Below are 16,268 nucleotides of genomic sequence, written 5' to 3' on the forward strand. Positions count from 1 at the left end.
CTATTTGATTTTTGCAAAAACTCCCTACTCTTACTTCCTAGTTAATTATTTTGAATAGCTTCATCAAGCTTATGAATTAAAGATTTATATGGCGCATCATTATATTCCTCATTGTGCAGATAGTAATTGATAACAAACTGAAATTCCCAGTCGTTTTCTACTTCAGATTTAAGCGTACAAAGAAATTCATGGATTTGTTCTCGATCTGTATTTTGGAATATTCCCAAAGTTTCTTCAACGGTTTGCTCGAAGAAAGTTTTGCGGAGTTCTTGTCGATAAGCCAGACTATTAGCACCATAATTGATAAATCCAGCATGTTGCTGAAGAATTTGAAAAAAATACTGCATAGACCAAGTACCCGCAGCAGCAGAATCATTCTTTGATTTCAGTTCATGAATATATTTCAAGCAGATGTCAGCTGCTTCACTACAAAGCTCTTGAAAGTTATCAGGCGAACTTTCTCGGAGAAGACCAATAACTAGTAACCGCCGTGTCATTCCATCTTTGATAACAGTTTTTTCACGAGTAAAAATAGATGTTTTTGTCAGTTCGGCATTTAATTTAAAACTATCATCACTGAAAGGTAACTGAAATCTCCGAACGGCTTCTTTTAATATACAAGTACTATTTAGTATGGGAAATATACTCAGTTTTTCAATGGATTCGTACAGATGATTATTTTCTTTAGTCAAGCTTTCTCTAATCTGATCTCTACACTTTTTGAGTTGTTTTTCCCATAATTGGTTACCATAACTGTTTAAAAACAAATTAACTGTGTAACCGCCATCTCGATAAACTTTTAATGCTTCAGCAATTCCCCCTGGATGTCCGCCAGTTAAATATAGTAAATGTCCTGCCAGTAGAGCAAGACTTTCAGAAGTCATTTTGCTCGACTTGAGATATTTTGTTGCTGTATCTTCAATCACTTCCCAGTTAAAAGGAGAGAGTGTTAGTTTAGGAAAAGTCCGATCTAAGGGGAGATCGATCAGACAGCGAGCTGCAATCACAACTCGAAGTCTCCGGGAATTATCTTTAAAAAACTGTAGTTCTTTCAAACATTTTTCAATTCTCCATGCAAATTCTTTAAAGTCATTAAAAAGTTCGTTTAAACGTTGCTTTTGTGGGGCATTTCCATCCAGATCGATTAGCAACACAATACCTTTTTTGCCCTGAGATTGCCATTTAGCCCAATTTCTATGCAACAGTAAGCCTAAACGCTCTCCCCAACTTAATTGATGTCCTTCTGGGAGCGGAAGTTGGAGAGAATTTGCTAATCGTTTTTCTAAGTCTTCAATACTTTCATAACTTGAGATAGAAGCGTAAGTACAACACCATTGCAATTCTTGAAAACGTCCCAATATCTGTTTAAGAAATTCTGTTTTGCCGTAACCTTCAGGCGCTGTTACCAGACGATAAGGAGGAGAATTTATTGCTGTAATTTCACTAATTGCAGCATCACGATTGGTAAATGGGATCTTATCAGGTTCAAGCTCTAAAGATTCGGGATTTAGCTGGTTTAACTCTGATTCAGCTTTTTCTATTTCATCGAATTTATCGTCAAGTTGTCTTTGCAATTTATTCTTATCTACATCATTAAGTGTCCGCACTATTTGTTTGCTGATACTTTCAATATCATTTTTTAAATGAGCTATTAAATGCTCTAAATGGTTCTTTCGTAAATCTGAAGAATTATTCATGGCATTTAGGTATTAAATTAATGGCTTATGGCATTAAGTTCGCTTTCTACTTGCTCAAGTTCTTGTAGTATGGTATTTATTTGGCGTTGGATGATATTGCGATCGCTCGCACTAAGTGTATTGTTGAGTTGATTGTAAGCTGCCTCATAATCACTACTTAGAACGTCAAAGCGTTGTTGCAAAGTTTTGATTTTGAGTTGTTGTACTCTGCTCTTAATAGTCTGGGTATGTGCATTTGACGAAATCGACAAGGCTATTTCATCCCAAGCTTTGAGCAATACATCCGCAGGAATCATGAAAGCAGTCTTGATATCTTCTCGCCGCTTCTCCGCCGCTACTGCCATACCAACCACTCCTACAAGGGTTTCATCCCATATAGGCGCACCACTAAAACCCGGTTCTACCCTGTAACCAGTTACCTTACTATCTTCCAGTTGCACCCATCCCTTTCCTTGCCCGTCTCGCAACACCCCTGTAGCCCAAACGCCATCATTGTGTCCGTTAGGAAAACCGAATATGCGGAAAGGATGCTCCCAGATATTGCTAGCTCTTATTAGCCTGAGAGGTTGAGCATCTTTAGGCAACTGTCCTTCTATTTGCAACCCAGCAATATCTTCAGGTTCGGAGGTTGATGTATTGCTGACAACGGGTTGCCAAAAAATAACTTTAGCTTTTAGTTGTTGCCCTGATGCAATTAAGGGAAAATCCAAATAAATATCATTACTAGGAGCTTCAACTATATTCTCTGGTAAAGATAGAGCAGAGGTAACAACATGAGCGCATGTCAGGATGTAATTTCGAGTTCGCCCAGAGACTAAAAAACCTACACCAACTACCGTACCATTGGCATGAAAAATCCGGGCGATCGCTGACCTAAAAGTTTGAATATAATTATCTGTACTCGCTACCATACTATGCCTTGTCTTGCTTCCATTTCAAGGTAATTTCGTAGTTAGCTTCACCATTTACAGAAGTGAAAATTGCACCTACAGCAGCATTTAACTTAATACCAAACTTAACCTCTACCTCATCGGCAGGTGTATTAAGCTGACTCAGTTTAGTGATAATTTCTGAAGCTACAGGTTGTATTTGGTCTAATACCTCGTCAAATTTCTTTTTAGCTTCAACTACCATTTGCCCTGTGTCTGGCCTGGCAACACGTACAAGAGAATTACTATTTTCTGGCTCATCAACTTCAGCTAAAAACTTTGTGCCATCGTTGAGAGAAAACTCTGCGATTTGTTTCCGATTCATAGTGAAACCTGTTATTTTAACTAATCGTTTAATGCGTTGATCGTCAAAAGAGTTGGCAGAAATTCTTGTAATTCTATTCTCATTCAACGGTTAACTCGTTAAATACTTCTTCAACAATGTAGGGAAAATTCATGAATTGCCCCTAAGAGGATGTTTGAAAAGTCCTATTGTCGGTATAACAACTTTTAGATCCCCCTAAATCCCCCGATAAATTGGGGGACTTTGATTCCGGTTCCCCCCTTTTGAAGGGGGGTTAGGGGGGATCTAAAAGTGCCTAAAGTCACAGCGAAACACTTTTCAAACAACCTCTAAGAAGAAAATCTGGGTTTCGGCTATTGTTTGCGTAAGCTTTGTAATATTAGCCCATCAAGTCAAGTTACTTATTACTTAAGTGCTTAATATTACAATCAAAGTCTTAACTACAAACTTATTTACTCAGCATAGTTGACTTGACAGCCTACCAGAAGTTTGTGAAGTTTCTGAATAAACTGACCAAATTCTTGCTGCTTGGGCATTACAAGCTGCTTGACTGTCATGTAATAGATTGAACAATTGTTATGTCAATTGTTATATTAGTTATATCTGTAGCTTTACTCAATTAGTAATTATACTGACTCAGCTAGAAAATTACTTGATTCTAAGTAAGTAGGCAAGAATAAAGTAAACTATGTTATGTAGTGTAAATTTAATTAAATTTTATTATCGCGATCTGTCAAGTTGAATTTGCTGGGTTCGTAGTTTGCGCTGTCTTTGCTAAAGTACAAACTACGAACAATATAAGAGACTTGACGCAGAAAGAGTTAATTGAATAGCTGGTCGTCGCAAGCGCTAAGTAATTTTTGCTGGCAAATAGTCCATCAATTCGGAGAACACTTGGCACAAAAATCAGGACTGAATTTACAGTATTGGCTACCTGTCAATTGGTAAGCTGTACAATAAGGAAAACTGGTAAGTTGAATTTTAGCTGCTTGTAATTTGGAAGCATTCGGCAACGCTTCAGTAAGTTTGGTTTTCTGGGCCAGAAAAAGAGCTAAAAGCTTAGGAAACGCCATGCAAGCAGCAATGTTGAGCAGCGTTAGCAGTATAGCGTCTATCAAATTCATAGGTAATCATCTCCTGTGAAACGTAGGCGTTCGCTGTTCTTAGCTGCAAACATAATCATTGCTTGCAGTCTATGTAAATCAACTTTAACATAAATTTTTGTAAATATAAACGTGGAATTCCTGGAATTATCATACACACAGGGGAATGTGGATAATAAGGACGGTTATTGTAGCGTAATAACAAAATAAGCTGGAAAACGATCCGTTTACGATATTTAGGTAAGGTGTTATGTCAAAAACCCAAACCGCGTCTTCTTTTTTATCTAACATCAGCGAACAAGAACGGCAGGCATTAAAGCGGTTGGTAGATTACACAAATGTGGAATCGCTGCCAGAAATTTGGCCTTTGGCAGCTGGGCGATTTGGTGATGTTGTCGCCCTCCGCAACCCTCATGCTAAACCAGAAGTAGCGATTACTTATACCCAGTTGGCAGAGCAAATGCAACTATTTGCTACTGGGTTACAGGCGTTAGGAGTGAAGGTAGGCGATCGCATTTCCTTAATTTCTGACAATAGTCCTCGCTGGTTTATTGCCGATCAAGGCATAATGACTGCTGGAGCCGTTGATGCGGTGCGTAGCTCCCAAGCAGAAAAAGAAGAACTGCTGTTTATCATCGCTAATAGTGGCAGTACAGCAATAGTAGTTGAAGATTTAAAGACACTTAAAAAACTGCAAGACCGTCTTAAAGATTTACCAATTCAGGTGGTAATATTACTTTCGGATGAAGCACCACCGACAGACGAAACCCTAAAGGTGCTGAATTTTTCCCAGTTGCTCGAAATTGGGAAAAATCATAATTTTGTGCCAGTCAAGCAAAATCGTGATGCTTTAGCAACCCTAATTTACACCTCTGGAACCACAGGTAAACCCAAGGGTGTAATGCTGTCTTATAACAACTTGATGCACCAAGTACTCACTTTCAGGACAGTAGTGCAACCAACCCCTGGCGATATCGTTCTCAGTATCCTACCTTCCTGGCACAGTTACGAACGTACTGTTGAATATTACCTACTATCTCAAGGTTGCACGCAAGTTTATACCAACTTACGCTCTGTAAAAGCAGATTTAAGACAATTTAAACCCAACTACATGGTGGGTGTACCCCGGCTGTGGGAATCGATTTATGAAGGAGTGCAAAAGCAGTTCCGCGAACAACCAGCCAAAAAGCAACGCTTAATTAATTTTTTATTAAGCAATAGCGAGAAATATATCAAAGCGCGGCGAGTTGCTCAAGGATTGAGTTTAAATAATCTTCATGCTTCAGCCGTCGAACGATTAGCAGCTAAAATACAAGCATCTGCTTTATTACCCCTCCATGCCTTGGGAGAACGACTGGTTTATGCCAAGGTGCGAGAAGCCACAGGAGGAGAAGTTAAGCAGATGATTAGCGGCGGCGGTGCGCTTCCCAGACACATAGATAATTTCTTTGAAATTATTGGCGTGCAGATTTTGCAAGGTTATGGCTTGACAGAAACTTCTCCTGTTACCCATGTGCGGCGTCCTTGGCGAAATTTGATTGGTGCATCAGGGCAACCACTTCCGGCTACAGAAGCTAAAATCGTAGATCCTGAGACAAAAGCGCCTCTACCAGTAGAGAAGCGAGGCTTGGTATTGTTGAAGGGGCCGCAGATTATGCAAGGCTATTACCAAAATCCCGAAGCGACAGCGAAAGCAATTGACGCTGAAGGTTGGTTTGATAGCGGCGATTTGGGTTGGCTGACACCGCAAGACGACTTGGTGCTAACTGGCAGAGCAAAGGATACGATTGTATTGACTAACGGCGAAAACATCGAGCCGCAGCCAATTGAAGATGCGTGTTTGCGATCGCCATACATCGATCAAATTATGCTCGTCGGCCAAGATCGGCGCAGCCTGGGAGCCTTAATTGTCCCCAATGTCGAAGCCTTAGAAAAATGGGCAGCAAGTCAGAATCTAACGCTGGATACCCCCAACGATCGGGTGACTTCCTCAGATAGTCAAAAAATTGACTTCGAGAGTAGAATGATCCAGGATTTATTTCGGCAAGAATTGAATCGAGAAGTGCAAAATCGTCCAGGCTATCGACCGGATGACCGCATTGGGACATTCAAACTCATTCTAGAACCGTTTTCTATCGAAAATGGTTTGATGACACAAACACTAAAAGTTCGCCGACACGTCGTCACGGAACGCTATCGCGATATTATTGACGGCATGTTTGCCTGATAATTCCACCTCCCAACTGTAAAGAGTGAACGTGAAATATTTATGGATGTCTCCAAATCTAACTTGCTCCTGAAACGTGTTGTTAACGTCAAAGTCATTGTGACTCCCCTGTGGAAAGAGGAAGTACAACAGCAGCTGCAAACGCAGATCAATCAACTCGATCAGCAACTGCAACAGCTAGACGTAGAAGGACAAAGAGCGATCGCTGCAATTCAAAAGCAGAGTCTGCAACCACCTGGCCCCCAGACTCTTCAACAAATTGACAATATTCAACTCCAAGTCAATCAAAAGAAAAGTGAATTCCTAGAGCAGAAAAATCAATTGCTGCAAAACCTCCAGCAAGTGCAGTTTCTCCAGCAAGATCAGGAAGTCAACCAATTCCAAATGGAAGGCTTTTTCCGGGTAGAAACGGGAGATAACCTAATTAGTAAAATGCAGGTCGAAATAGTTCTGCGCGATGGCGTTGTAGAGGAAATTCGCGGCGACATTTAAATTTTTCATTAGTCATTAGTCATTTGTTTTGTTACCAATGACCAATGACTAATGACAGATGTGATTTAACTTAGCCTGGGAGCGGCTTCCAGCCCAACATTCCACCTGGGAGCCAGCCCAAACAATTTGCCAGACTGGAGGTGAGCTAATAAATAGCGATCGCCCGAAGGCTGTCATTTCAACTCGATATTTAATACCAACTGAATCATCACCCCGCTTGATTTGCGTAATCGTCACAAAGGCTTGATTTCGTTGCGGATAAGCTACCTCTACCTTTCGCGTTCCTCCCACTAATGCTATATCGTCAAAGGCATTCAGGGCGAGGGTCGCAGGATCGCTACCTTGGAGAGATGAGTTGATCTTTGCTAAAGGTATGGTTTTATAATCGGAACGCTCTGAGTATGCCACAACCTCTTGAGACTGATGCATTGCTGCCACCTTCTGGGTTTGCCCATCACTAGTCTCAATAATCGGTGCAGATGGCTGACGCTGGATAATATAAACTCCAGTGCCAGCAGTGGCAAAGATACTTAGTATCACAATCAAAAAGAATTTTAACTTTGCCGACATAAAAGTAAACAGGAATTTCAAATAGGTTTATTACCAATTTTGAATTCTAGATTGAACTGCATTCCATATCCTCTACCCGTAAGAAGCTCCTGTACCTTAAGCAGTGGTTATGAGGAATATAAATAGCAATCCCATTTAATGCGTGAGAAACTCGTGGTGATTTTTCCAAGTCAACGATTAAAACGAGATATTGGCTAACCATTGAGGATAGCTCTGTATTATAGACCTCTAACCCATATTTAGGTTCCTAAAGTCAATCGGTTAGTCATTAGCCAAGAACTAATGCCCATGCCCAATGCCCAATCCCCAACCTAAAATATAAAATCTCCAGCCTAAAATTCTTTTCTCAAGATACAATTCGATCTGACAAAAGCTGTTAAAGTCCATAAACCATTGATTCCCAAACCACCCTATGAGCATTCACGAAGTATTTATGCCGGCGCTGAGTTCCACCATGACGGAAGGCAAAATCGTTACCTGGGTGAAATCGCCAGGGGACAAAGTGGAAAAAGGCGAAACAGTGGTGGTTGTAGAGTCAGATAAGGCAGATATGGATGTAGAAACCTTTTATGAAGGCTTTCTTGCCCATATCATAGTTGAAGCTGGTGAAACTGCCCCGGTAGGATCTGCGATCGCCTTCATCGCCGAAACGGAAGCTGAAATTGAACAGGCCAAATCTCTTGCCAATTCCGGCGGCGCGGCTCCTACTACTACCTCTTCGCCAGAACCAGTCCCCGCCACAGCCTTAGCTGCCACACCTGCCTTAGCGTCTCAAAACGGGTCTAACCACAAAGAAGGAAGGCTTGTCGCTTCACCCCGTGCCCGCAAGTTAGCCAAAGAACTCAAAGTTGATTTAACTACACTCCAAGGCAGTGGCCCCCACGGTCGCATTGTCGCTGAAGATGTAGAAGCATTGTCTAATAAAGGCAAGCAACCCACCCCAGTTGCCCCACCAGCACCTGTACCAACCAGTGCCCCAGTTGCACCCCCAGCACCTCGCACACCAGCACCCGCGCCAGCAGTAGCGGCTGTTCCTGGTCAAACCGTGCCTCTAACTACCTTCCAAAATGCCGTAGTGCGGAACATGGTAGCTACCATATCCGTCCCCGTCTTCCGTGTCGGTTATACAATTACCACCGATGGATTAGACAAACTTTATAAACAAATTAAATCCAAAGGCGTGACAATGACAGCGCTACTGGCGAAAGCTGTAGCGGTGACTTTACAAAAACACCCATTGTTAAATGCTAGTTACTCAGACCAGGGTATTGTTTATCATTCTGATATCAACATTTCCGTAGCAGTAGCGATGGATGATGGCGGATTGATTACACCTGTGCTGCAAAATGCAGACGCAGTGGATATATATTCTCTATCGCGAACTTGGAAGTCTTTGGTAGAACGTGCCAGGGCAAAACAACTACAGCCTCAAGAATACAACAGTGGTACATTTACCCTGTCCAATTTGGGGATGTTTGGCGTAGATAAATTTGATGCGATTTTACCGCCTGGACAAGGTTCGATTTTAGCGATCGGGGCATCGCGTCCGCAAGTGGTAGCAACACCCGACGGTTTATTTGGCGTGCGGCAACAAATGCAAGTAAATATTACTTCTGACCATCGCATTATTTATGGTGCCCATGCTGCGGCGTTCTTGCAAGATTTAGCAAAATTGATTGAGACGAACCCTCAATCTTTGACAATGTAATTTTGAAAAGACACCAAATTTAAATGTTAGCGCTATCAGCGAACATTACTTTTTCGTAGAGTAGCGCTAACAACAAACAATACTTAAACTAAATTTTTGATGGACAAACTATGTAGCGATATCACGTCTCTACATGAGTTTATGTCCAAACTAATATCACAGTGACATACGACAACACCCTAAAATATCTAGTTGAGCAATATCCAGAAGATTTTATCCGCTACTTACTCGCATCTGAGACAACGGATATCCAGATTCTCAAAACAGAATTAAATCAAGAACCAATTCGTGCCGATTCTGTAACCTTTTTGCAAACTGCCAATCAAATACTGCATTTAGAGTTTCAAACCTTACCAGCATCGACTCCACCCTTGCCACTGCGGATGTTGGACTATTGGGTGCGGCTATATCGACAATACAATTGTGATATCGAGCAGATAGTGATTTTCCTTAAACCGACAACTTCAGAAGCTGTCTTTGTAGATCGATTTACTGCCCGCAATACTACCCACCGTTACCGCGTCATCCGAATTTGGGAACAAGATCCAGAACCCTTACTCTTATCTCCTGGTTTATTACCTCTGGCAACTTTGGCGCGAACAGATTCTCCTCAAAGGTTACTTCAACAGGTAGCAGTTCAGGTGAGTATGATTGAAGAAGAAGCCACCAAGCAGAGCATCTCGGTATGTACCCAACTTCTAGCAGGGTTGGTATTCGAGCCAGAACTAATTCGTCAGTTTTTAAGGAGAGAAGATATGAGAGAATCTGCCATTTATCAAGAAATTCTTGAAGAAGGACTCCAAGAAGGTAGACAACGAGGCATTGAACAAGGTCTTGAACAAGGTCTTGAACAAGGTCTTGAACAAGGAAGACAATCAGAACTGAGGCTAGTGATACGTCTATTAACTCGTCGGCTTGGTTCAATTAATTCTCAGTTACAATCTCGGTTGCAAGAGTTGTCCTTGGCTCAGTTAGAAAACTTGGGTGAAGTATTACTAGATTTCGCCAGTGAAGCTGATTTGATGAATTGGCTAAATACAATAGAAAGCTAGAGTTTGCTCTAACTTTTGCATGATATTTTTGATTGTTAATCTGTTAAATAAATTTAAAGAAACCGTCAATAGCATATATCTTTCAATTTATTCCACAATTCCAGTGCAGGAATGTTACTCAGACCAGCAAATTGTGCATCGGCTGTTTCTATCACTATCCATTCTCCACTTTCTAATTGCCCGATATCAATTGCTATATAAGGAACACCAAGACGTTCAGAGGCTAAGATTGCCAACTTTAATACTTGCGTCTCTTCTTGTTTTGATAACTTGCTTAAGTCATCTTGCCCATCCCAATAATATCCATATTTTAGAATCTGCTGATTATAAATAAAACATCTAAATTCTCTTCCCATTGGAAAGCCATTTGGGGCTAGGCGATTATGCCATAAATTTACTAATTTCCTAACAATAACTCTACCTCGTGAACGCTCTTTAAGTTTTAATAACCACTCTGTCAGTCTGACTAATTCCTCCAGATTATTTGCTACACAAGATTTCCATCCTTGCATTTTTATAGATTGAACTGCGCCTTTGACAAACACAGGAAATCCCAAAAATTCACCAGCCTCAATACATTCGTTTGTTGAAGTAATTACCAAACTGTTAGGTGTCAATCCTTTTAAGTAAGGGTAAAATAGGTCAAACTCTAGTGCTGTCTGGTGTTCTAAAGGAGTATTAAGTAGTTTTATTCCCTTAGTCAAGGCTGCATAATATATGGCTTTGTAACGCTCAAACTCAGGAATATATCCTATCCAGATACCAGCATTTACTTTAGGATAATTAGGAATGTGCCATAGAGCATTTTCTGCTGTACCACATCGTTCAAAATCTCGTGGTATATGGTAGACTTTACACCCTAATAATTGTGCAGCCTCAGTCATCAATTTATTTTCGCTAGCGCTAGCAGATGGCTCTATTTGTTCAGTCGATTCACTTAAAACAATCATTTCTTCCTTAGCGTACCTCTGCGCTTACCTCAGCGTGCCTCCGCGTTTAAAAAAATAAAAAAGGTGGGCATTACCCACCCGATAAATTTATCCCTTAACACAAAGAACTTGCTTGAGTGTTGCTACAACCTCAACCAAATCAGCTTGATTTGCCATAACTTGTTCTATCGGCTTATAAGCACCAGGAATCTCATCTAACACACCCTCATCTTTGCGGCATTCTACGCCATTTGTTTGCTCTATCAAATCATCCAGTGTGTAGACATTTTTTGCCTTATTTCTTGACATCAAACGCCCTGCACCGTGAGAGCAAGAACAAAAACTATGGGCATTACCTTTACCCTTAACGATGAAAGACTTTGCCCCCATCGAACCAGGAATAATCCCATAATCTTCAATCTGGGCGCGGACTGCACCCTTACGAGTAACATATACATCCTCATCAAAATGCACTTCTTTTTCGGCATAATTGTGATGACAATTAACCTGCAATAAAGGTTTAGTTGCTTTCCCACCTACCAAATGCTTCTCAACTATGTGCTTAAAACGCGCCATCATCACATCACGGTTGACACGCGCATAGTTTTGTGACCATTGCAAATCATGCCAGTATGCTTTAAATTCTGGCGTACCAGCGACAAAATGAGCCAAATCAGGGTCAGGCAATTTATTAGCAGCCATTTTTGCTAATTCTCTGGCTGTGTGAATATGACACTGGGCAAGTTTATTACCAATGTTACGCGAACCAGAATGCAGCATCAGCCAAACTTGATTCTCTGTATCCAGGCACACTTCAATAAAATGGTTTCCTCCACCGAGAGAACCCATCTGTTTCATCGCTTTACTTTGGAGGTCTTGCACGCCGCGATGCAAGTCTTTAAAATCATCCCAGTGTTGCCAATTGCTGACAGATTTTTCAATGTCTTTGTTTTCGTTGAATCCAGTAGGAATTGCTGCTTCAATATCCAGGCGGATTTTCTTCAGTTTGCCTTCTAGTTGTTCGGCGGTAAATGCTGTTTTGATAGCGCTCATCCCACAACCAATATCCACACCCACAGCCGCAGGTATAATTGCCTCTTTGGTTGCAATTACAGAACCCACTAAGGCACCTTTTCCTAAGTGAACATCTGGCATTAATGCGACGTGCTTAAATACAAATGGTAGCGATGCTACATTCTTTGCCATCTTAGTTTCTTCTGGGCCCAAAGAGTGATTCGCCCAAGATAAAACTGGTGCTGCTGTGGTAATTTCTAACTTTTCGTAGGGCATAATTTTTTGTATTTTGGATTTTAAATTTTAGATTTTGGATTGGGTATAGGGCAGCGATAATTATCGCTATGCCTTATAACCCATTACTTAATTAGTTGTAGCAATTGAAATCTTGTATTGTCTTTCATTTGCCTCCCTCAATTTTCGTGAAGCTGAAGAACTACTTTTACGAGTAACACTTATATACTACAAATGTAACAATAAAAGTTACAAGCGTCAACCTATCACCACAGAGAGAAAGCAGATGTTTTCCAGATGTATTAAAATTTGTAAAGAAAATTACTCTGTTTAAATATCCCCTTAGAGTTCTGACACAATATGGCAGTGCGTCAAGATACAATCTGGGAACGTTTTTTATCCCCTGTAGTGCGTCTTTTGATTGATGAAGACGGTTTACAGCGTTACGCTGATAGTATTGACTGGAAGAAAGAGTGCGATCGCTATCGACGAGATGATGTGATAATTCCGGCGTACTACAGCAGTCAAAATTTTCACGGTGTTACAGGCGGATATCTGAATTACAGTGCAGCAGTTAGTTACGATCCAATTACCCAATATGTTGTGCCACCGAATGAAACTATTGTCCGTCAGGCTTTAGTTGATGCCGTCAAGGTAAAACCACGACGCATACTTGATTTAGGCTGTGGTACAGGTTCCACTACTTTAATGCTAAAGCAAGCTTTCCCCGAAGCGGAAGTTATTGGTTTGGATTTATCGCCCTATATGCTGGTAAGGGCAGAAGATAAAGCTAGAAATGCTGGTTTAGATATAGTCTGGCGACACGGGAATGCAGAAAAAACTGGTTTTAGAGATGCAACATTTGACTTAGTGACAGCTTCTTTGCTATTCCACGAAACACCAGATGCGGTGTCTCTAGCAATTCTGCGCGAAAGCTTCCGGTTGCTGGTAGCTGGAGGGCAAGTATTAATTCTAGATGGGAATCAGAAGACTCTGCGTCAGTTAGAATGGCTTAATGATGTTTTTGAGGAGCCATATATTCGTGAGTATGCTGCTGGTAGCGTAGAGGCGAATATGGGTGCAGCCGGATTTGAAGCTGTACGATCGCACGATGTATGGTGGATAAATCAGGTAACTAGTGGCGTTAAACCAATAGCAACTGAAAATGTCCGTCAGTATATTCCCACATCAATAGATAATAATGATTTGGAGGGACTTGGATCTCCAGCATTTGGCATAAGGGCATGAGTTTAAAGGCAGTTCTCTTTGATTTTAATGGTGTCATCATTAACGATGAGCCAATCCACCTGCAACTGATAGATGAGATTCTGATTGAAGAAAATCTCCAACCCCAACGCGTAAGTGAGCGTCAAGCTTCTTTAGGACGCAGCGATCGCGCTTGTTTTGGGCAACTACTCGCTAATCGTGGTAGAGTCGGTAACGAAAGCTATTTAACTCAGTTGCTGTACCGCAAAGCCCAAGCCTATGTGGTGGAACTAGAGAAAATCGAGAAACTGCCTTTATATCCAGGCGTAGAAGATTTAATATTTCAGGTGCGATCGCGGAATCTGAAACTAGGATTAGTTAGTGGTGCTATTCGCCAAGAAATAGAATTGGTACTCCATCGAGCTAAACTAGCCGAACATTTTAAGATTATCGTCGCGGGTGATGACATTACCACCAGTAAACCAGAACCCGACGGTTATCTACTGGCAGTGAAACTTCTGAATAAAGAATATCCAGAATTGAATCTTCAACCACACGAGTGTCTGGCAATTGAAGATACTCCAGCAGGTATCGAAGCGGCGAAGCGATCGCACATGCAAGTTGTTGGGGTAGCGAATACTTACCCATTCCATATGCTCCAGCGTTGCTGTAACTGGACTGTTGATTATCTCAGTGATTTGGAACTCGAACGCGTGCAGAAGGTTTATTCTCAAAAACAGCCTCAGCCATCGGCAACTGAATGTTAGAATACTATATGGTGATAGAGGATTGAGGTAATGAGTAATATTACTCTTGACTTTGCACCGATTAAGGGGAATTAGCTCAGTTGGTAGAGTGCTGCGATCGCACCGCAGAGGCCATCGGTTCAAATCCGTTATTCTCCATTACCCCAGAGTTTCTGTAATATCTTTTTCGGATGGGATTCGAGAAACTCTAAAAACTGTTCTGACTCATAAGAGTCATCAGGAAAGAATGTTAAAAGCTCTAAATATTGATTAGTTTTTTTGGGTATTGGTTGATTCGGTTTTTTTGGGTCTTGAAGTAATCTGACAACAGGGTACATTCGATGCCAAAGTTTGCCAATTTGCCCAACTTCACCAGTCACGGATGAGCGATAGATAGAACCTTCAGTAATTTTCGCTCTGGGAATCGCTTCCCGGTAGGGACTATGTAACCAACGAATCGCTTCACAGTCTTCAGCCTCATCAGCCAAACGTCCCCAAACTTGCACGGTTTCTGGATGCCATGCTTCCCGCCAAGGTGCATAATTATGAGCATCAGGAGTAATGTTTTGCAACTGCATCCAATTGGCAGCAGCTTGACGCACTTCTTCAATAAACTGGCTGACTTGTTCCAGCTTGCGGACTCGCACATCTTGGATTAAGGATTTTGTTCCTAACCACTGCCAATGACAACCAATCAATGGTTTTGGATCTTCTTGCTCATAGTATTCTGGTAAGAATAACCGATGATCTGCTCGTCGCCAAGATTTGCCAAACCCACCCAGCAGCATTGCAAACCGAGTTAATGCTTTGACTAATTTCTGCAAGGCTTCGCGTTCTCTATCGCCTAAGTTTTGCGTTAATAACCAAGTAAGATATCCTTTAACTTTGTAGGTTGGTGTTATATAAGAACGCTGTCCAAATTCTTCTAGTTCTAAATCTGTTTCACCGAAAGTCATGCTCAACAAACCGAACTTTTCTTGATGGGAACGCACGCCACCAAACAAAGTTTCTACTAACCGTTCAGCTGTATCAGCATCAGTTAAGCCGCCAAAGATTCGCAAAGCATGACCCCGCAGTGCAGCTTTAAATATATTCGGGCGAAACTCACCACTACCATTCAACAGTTTAGAGGCTTGACCTTGCCCTTGTATTTGAATGCGGTAAATAACTTCACCTGTGTGTTGTTGCGGTTGTCCGTAGCCTGCACTAACTCGACAACCAATTCCGGTAGAAAGTGCTTTTTCCCAGATGTTCCAGATAGTTTCCCACTCTTTCGCCTCTAGGGGAATGGTGCTGGAAATGCCAAATATTAACTCTGGTTTATACAGCGAGATTTGCACAAATGCACCGGCTGACTTTTTATCGTCTTTGACTTGCCAATCTTGTTGCGGATGCACAATATCAACGAGGTTTTCTTGCCAGGTGTCACTGGTGGGATAGCCGCCATGAAAGCGGAGAATTCCTGGCTGAAAGTCTCCAGCTTTGATGTCTTTGCCGCAGTAGCGTTGTGCTTGTTCGATTGTGCAAGCGCGGCGAAAAATCCCTTTCATGCTGCTACCAGGATAAAAAGGCCATCCTCTAGCACCAATTACCGGACGAATCACACCATCATCCTGTCCGCTATTGGTAACAAAGCGCCAACTGATGCTGTAAGAGCGAGTTTGCACCTCGTCACCAAATATCGGAGCATTGGGGTAGGCTTTGTCTATCCATTGTTCAGCCCAACGTTCTGCCTGTTGCGATCGCTTTTCCTTTCGGGCTTGGTCATCTATATATTGTATCTGGCAACGCCCTTTGGTTTGCGCTTGAAACATTAAGGGGACTTTTTTGGCTGCGTCAGGGATGTTGTTGGGCATATAGGGGATTTTCAGCCGATGAATATCTAGTAGGATGTGTGGTGTTATTATTTGCTACTTTAGCAGGCGTGTGAAGAGGGGTTTTCCAGGTCGGGGTTTTGTTGTCACTATGATAATTTTGCGCGGATTCTGGCAAATCTTCAAAACCCTGATTCTCTCGTTGCGATCCGCGCTATTTGTCCAGTCAGGGTTTCAGCGATT

Annotated in this window: 14 protein-coding genes and 1 tRNA gene; 7 read left to right on the plus strand and 8 right to left on the minus strand. The window is 41.7% G+C overall.

All coding sequences use genetic code 11. The features are described 5' to 3' along the window. Positions 1–41 precede the first annotated feature (41 nt). The 4 genes from V7L01_RS25240 to V7L01_RS25255 all read right to left on the minus strand — a co-directional run bounded on the left by V7L01_RS25240 (position 42) and on the right by V7L01_RS25255 (position 4,054). Entirely contained in the window at positions 42–1,697 is a 1,656-nt protein-coding gene (locus V7L01_RS25240) for a hypothetical protein (protein WP_335039608.1), read from the minus strand. Positions 1,698–1,714: 17 nt separating this feature from the next. Next, a complete protein-coding gene (locus tag V7L01_RS25245; protein ID WP_335039611.1) occupies positions 1,715–2,608 on the minus strand; it encodes a trypsin-like peptidase domain-containing protein in 894 nt (297 codons plus the stop codon). 1 nt (position 2,609) lies between these two features. Next, positions 2,610–2,951: a CU044_2847 family protein gene (locus tag V7L01_RS25250; RefSeq protein ID WP_335039614.1), complete on the minus strand. Its 342-nt coding sequence runs from the start codon at positions 2,949–2,951 to the stop codon at positions 2,610–2,612. An 857-nt stretch (positions 2,952–3,808) separates the two neighbouring features. Continuing rightward, a complete protein-coding gene (locus V7L01_RS25255) occupies positions 3,809–4,054 on the minus strand; it encodes a hypothetical protein (protein WP_335039616.1) in 246 nt (81 codons plus the stop codon). Positions 4,055–4,283: 229 nt separating this feature from the next. Between V7L01_RS25255 and V7L01_RS25260 the strand changes: the two genes are divergently transcribed. Both V7L01_RS25260 and V7L01_RS25265 read left to right on the plus strand, forming a co-directional pair. After that, a complete protein-coding gene (locus tag V7L01_RS25260; RefSeq protein WP_335039619.1) occupies positions 4,284–6,260 on the plus strand; it encodes an AMP-dependent synthetase/ligase in 1,977 nt (658 codons plus the stop codon). Positions 6,261–6,302: 42 nt separating this feature from the next. Continuing rightward, positions 6,303–6,752, plus strand: a complete 450-nt coding sequence (locus V7L01_RS25265; RefSeq protein ID WP_069072569.1) for a YlqD family protein — start codon at positions 6,303–6,305, stop codon at positions 6,750–6,752. 48 nt (positions 6,753–6,800) lie between these two features. On the opposite strand, the gene V7L01_RS25270 is transcribed toward V7L01_RS25265, so the two are convergent. After that, complete coding sequence (locus V7L01_RS25270) at positions 6,801–7,322, minus strand: hypothetical protein (RefSeq protein WP_335039621.1); 522 nt, start codon at positions 7,320–7,322, stop codon at positions 6,801–6,803. A 412-nt stretch (positions 7,323–7,734) separates the two neighbouring features. On the opposite strand from V7L01_RS25270, the gene V7L01_RS25275 reads away from it, so the two are divergent. Further along, on the plus strand, positions 7,735–9,030 hold the full coding sequence (locus V7L01_RS25275; RefSeq protein WP_335039623.1) for a dihydrolipoamide acetyltransferase family protein: 1,296 nt from the start codon (positions 7,735–7,737) through the stop codon (positions 9,028–9,030). Positions 9,031–9,191: 161 nt separating this feature from the next. After that, a complete protein-coding gene (locus tag V7L01_RS25280) occupies positions 9,192–10,082 on the plus strand; it encodes an Rpn family recombination-promoting nuclease/putative transposase (RefSeq protein WP_335039625.1) in 891 nt (296 codons plus the stop codon). A gap of 65 nt (positions 10,083–10,147) precedes the next feature. Here V7L01_RS25280 and V7L01_RS25285 read toward each other — a convergent pair whose 3' ends face one another. Together V7L01_RS25285 and V7L01_RS25290 are read right to left on the minus strand one after the other, a co-directional pair. Then, a complete protein-coding gene (locus V7L01_RS25285; RefSeq protein ID WP_335039626.1) occupies positions 10,148–11,032 on the minus strand; it encodes an ATP-grasp domain-containing protein in 885 nt (294 codons plus the stop codon). Between the two features lie 87 nt (positions 11,033–11,119). After that, on the minus strand, positions 11,120–12,301 hold the full coding sequence (locus V7L01_RS25290; protein ID WP_335039628.1) for an RtcB family protein: 1,182 nt from the start codon (positions 12,299–12,301) through the stop codon (positions 11,120–11,122). 318 nt (positions 12,302–12,619) lie between these two features. Between V7L01_RS25290 and V7L01_RS25295 the strand changes: the two genes are divergently transcribed. From V7L01_RS25295 to V7L01_RS25305, 3 genes are all read left to right on the plus strand, one after another. Then, positions 12,620–13,507, plus strand: coding sequence for a class I SAM-dependent methyltransferase (locus V7L01_RS25295; RefSeq protein WP_335039630.1), 888 nt, complete (start codon positions 12,620–12,622; stop codon positions 13,505–13,507). After that, positions 13,504–14,232 carry an HAD family hydrolase gene (locus tag V7L01_RS25300; protein WP_335039632.1) on the plus strand — a complete coding sequence of 243 codons (729 nt, stop codon included), beginning with the start codon at positions 13,504–13,506 and terminating at the stop codon, positions 14,230–14,232. The genes V7L01_RS25295 and V7L01_RS25300 overlap by 4 nt, the downstream gene beginning before the upstream one ends. Before the next feature lie 65 nt (positions 14,233–14,297). Further along, a tRNA-Ala gene (locus V7L01_RS25305) sits at positions 14,298–14,370 on the plus strand. Here the strand turns inward: V7L01_RS25305 and V7L01_RS25310 are convergent. Continuing rightward, positions 14,361–16,067: an RAMP superfamily protein gene (locus tag V7L01_RS25310; protein WP_335039634.1), complete on the minus strand. Its 1,707-nt coding sequence runs from the start codon at positions 16,065–16,067 to the stop codon at positions 14,361–14,363. The two genes, V7L01_RS25305 and V7L01_RS25310, sit on opposite strands and share 10 nt — an antisense overlap. Positions 16,068–16,268 lie beyond the last annotated feature (201 nt).

Origin of the sequence: Nostoc sp. (assembly GCF_036917095.1) — a bacterium.
GTDB lineage: Bacteria > Cyanobacteriota > Cyanobacteriia > Cyanobacteriales > Nostocaceae > Nostoc.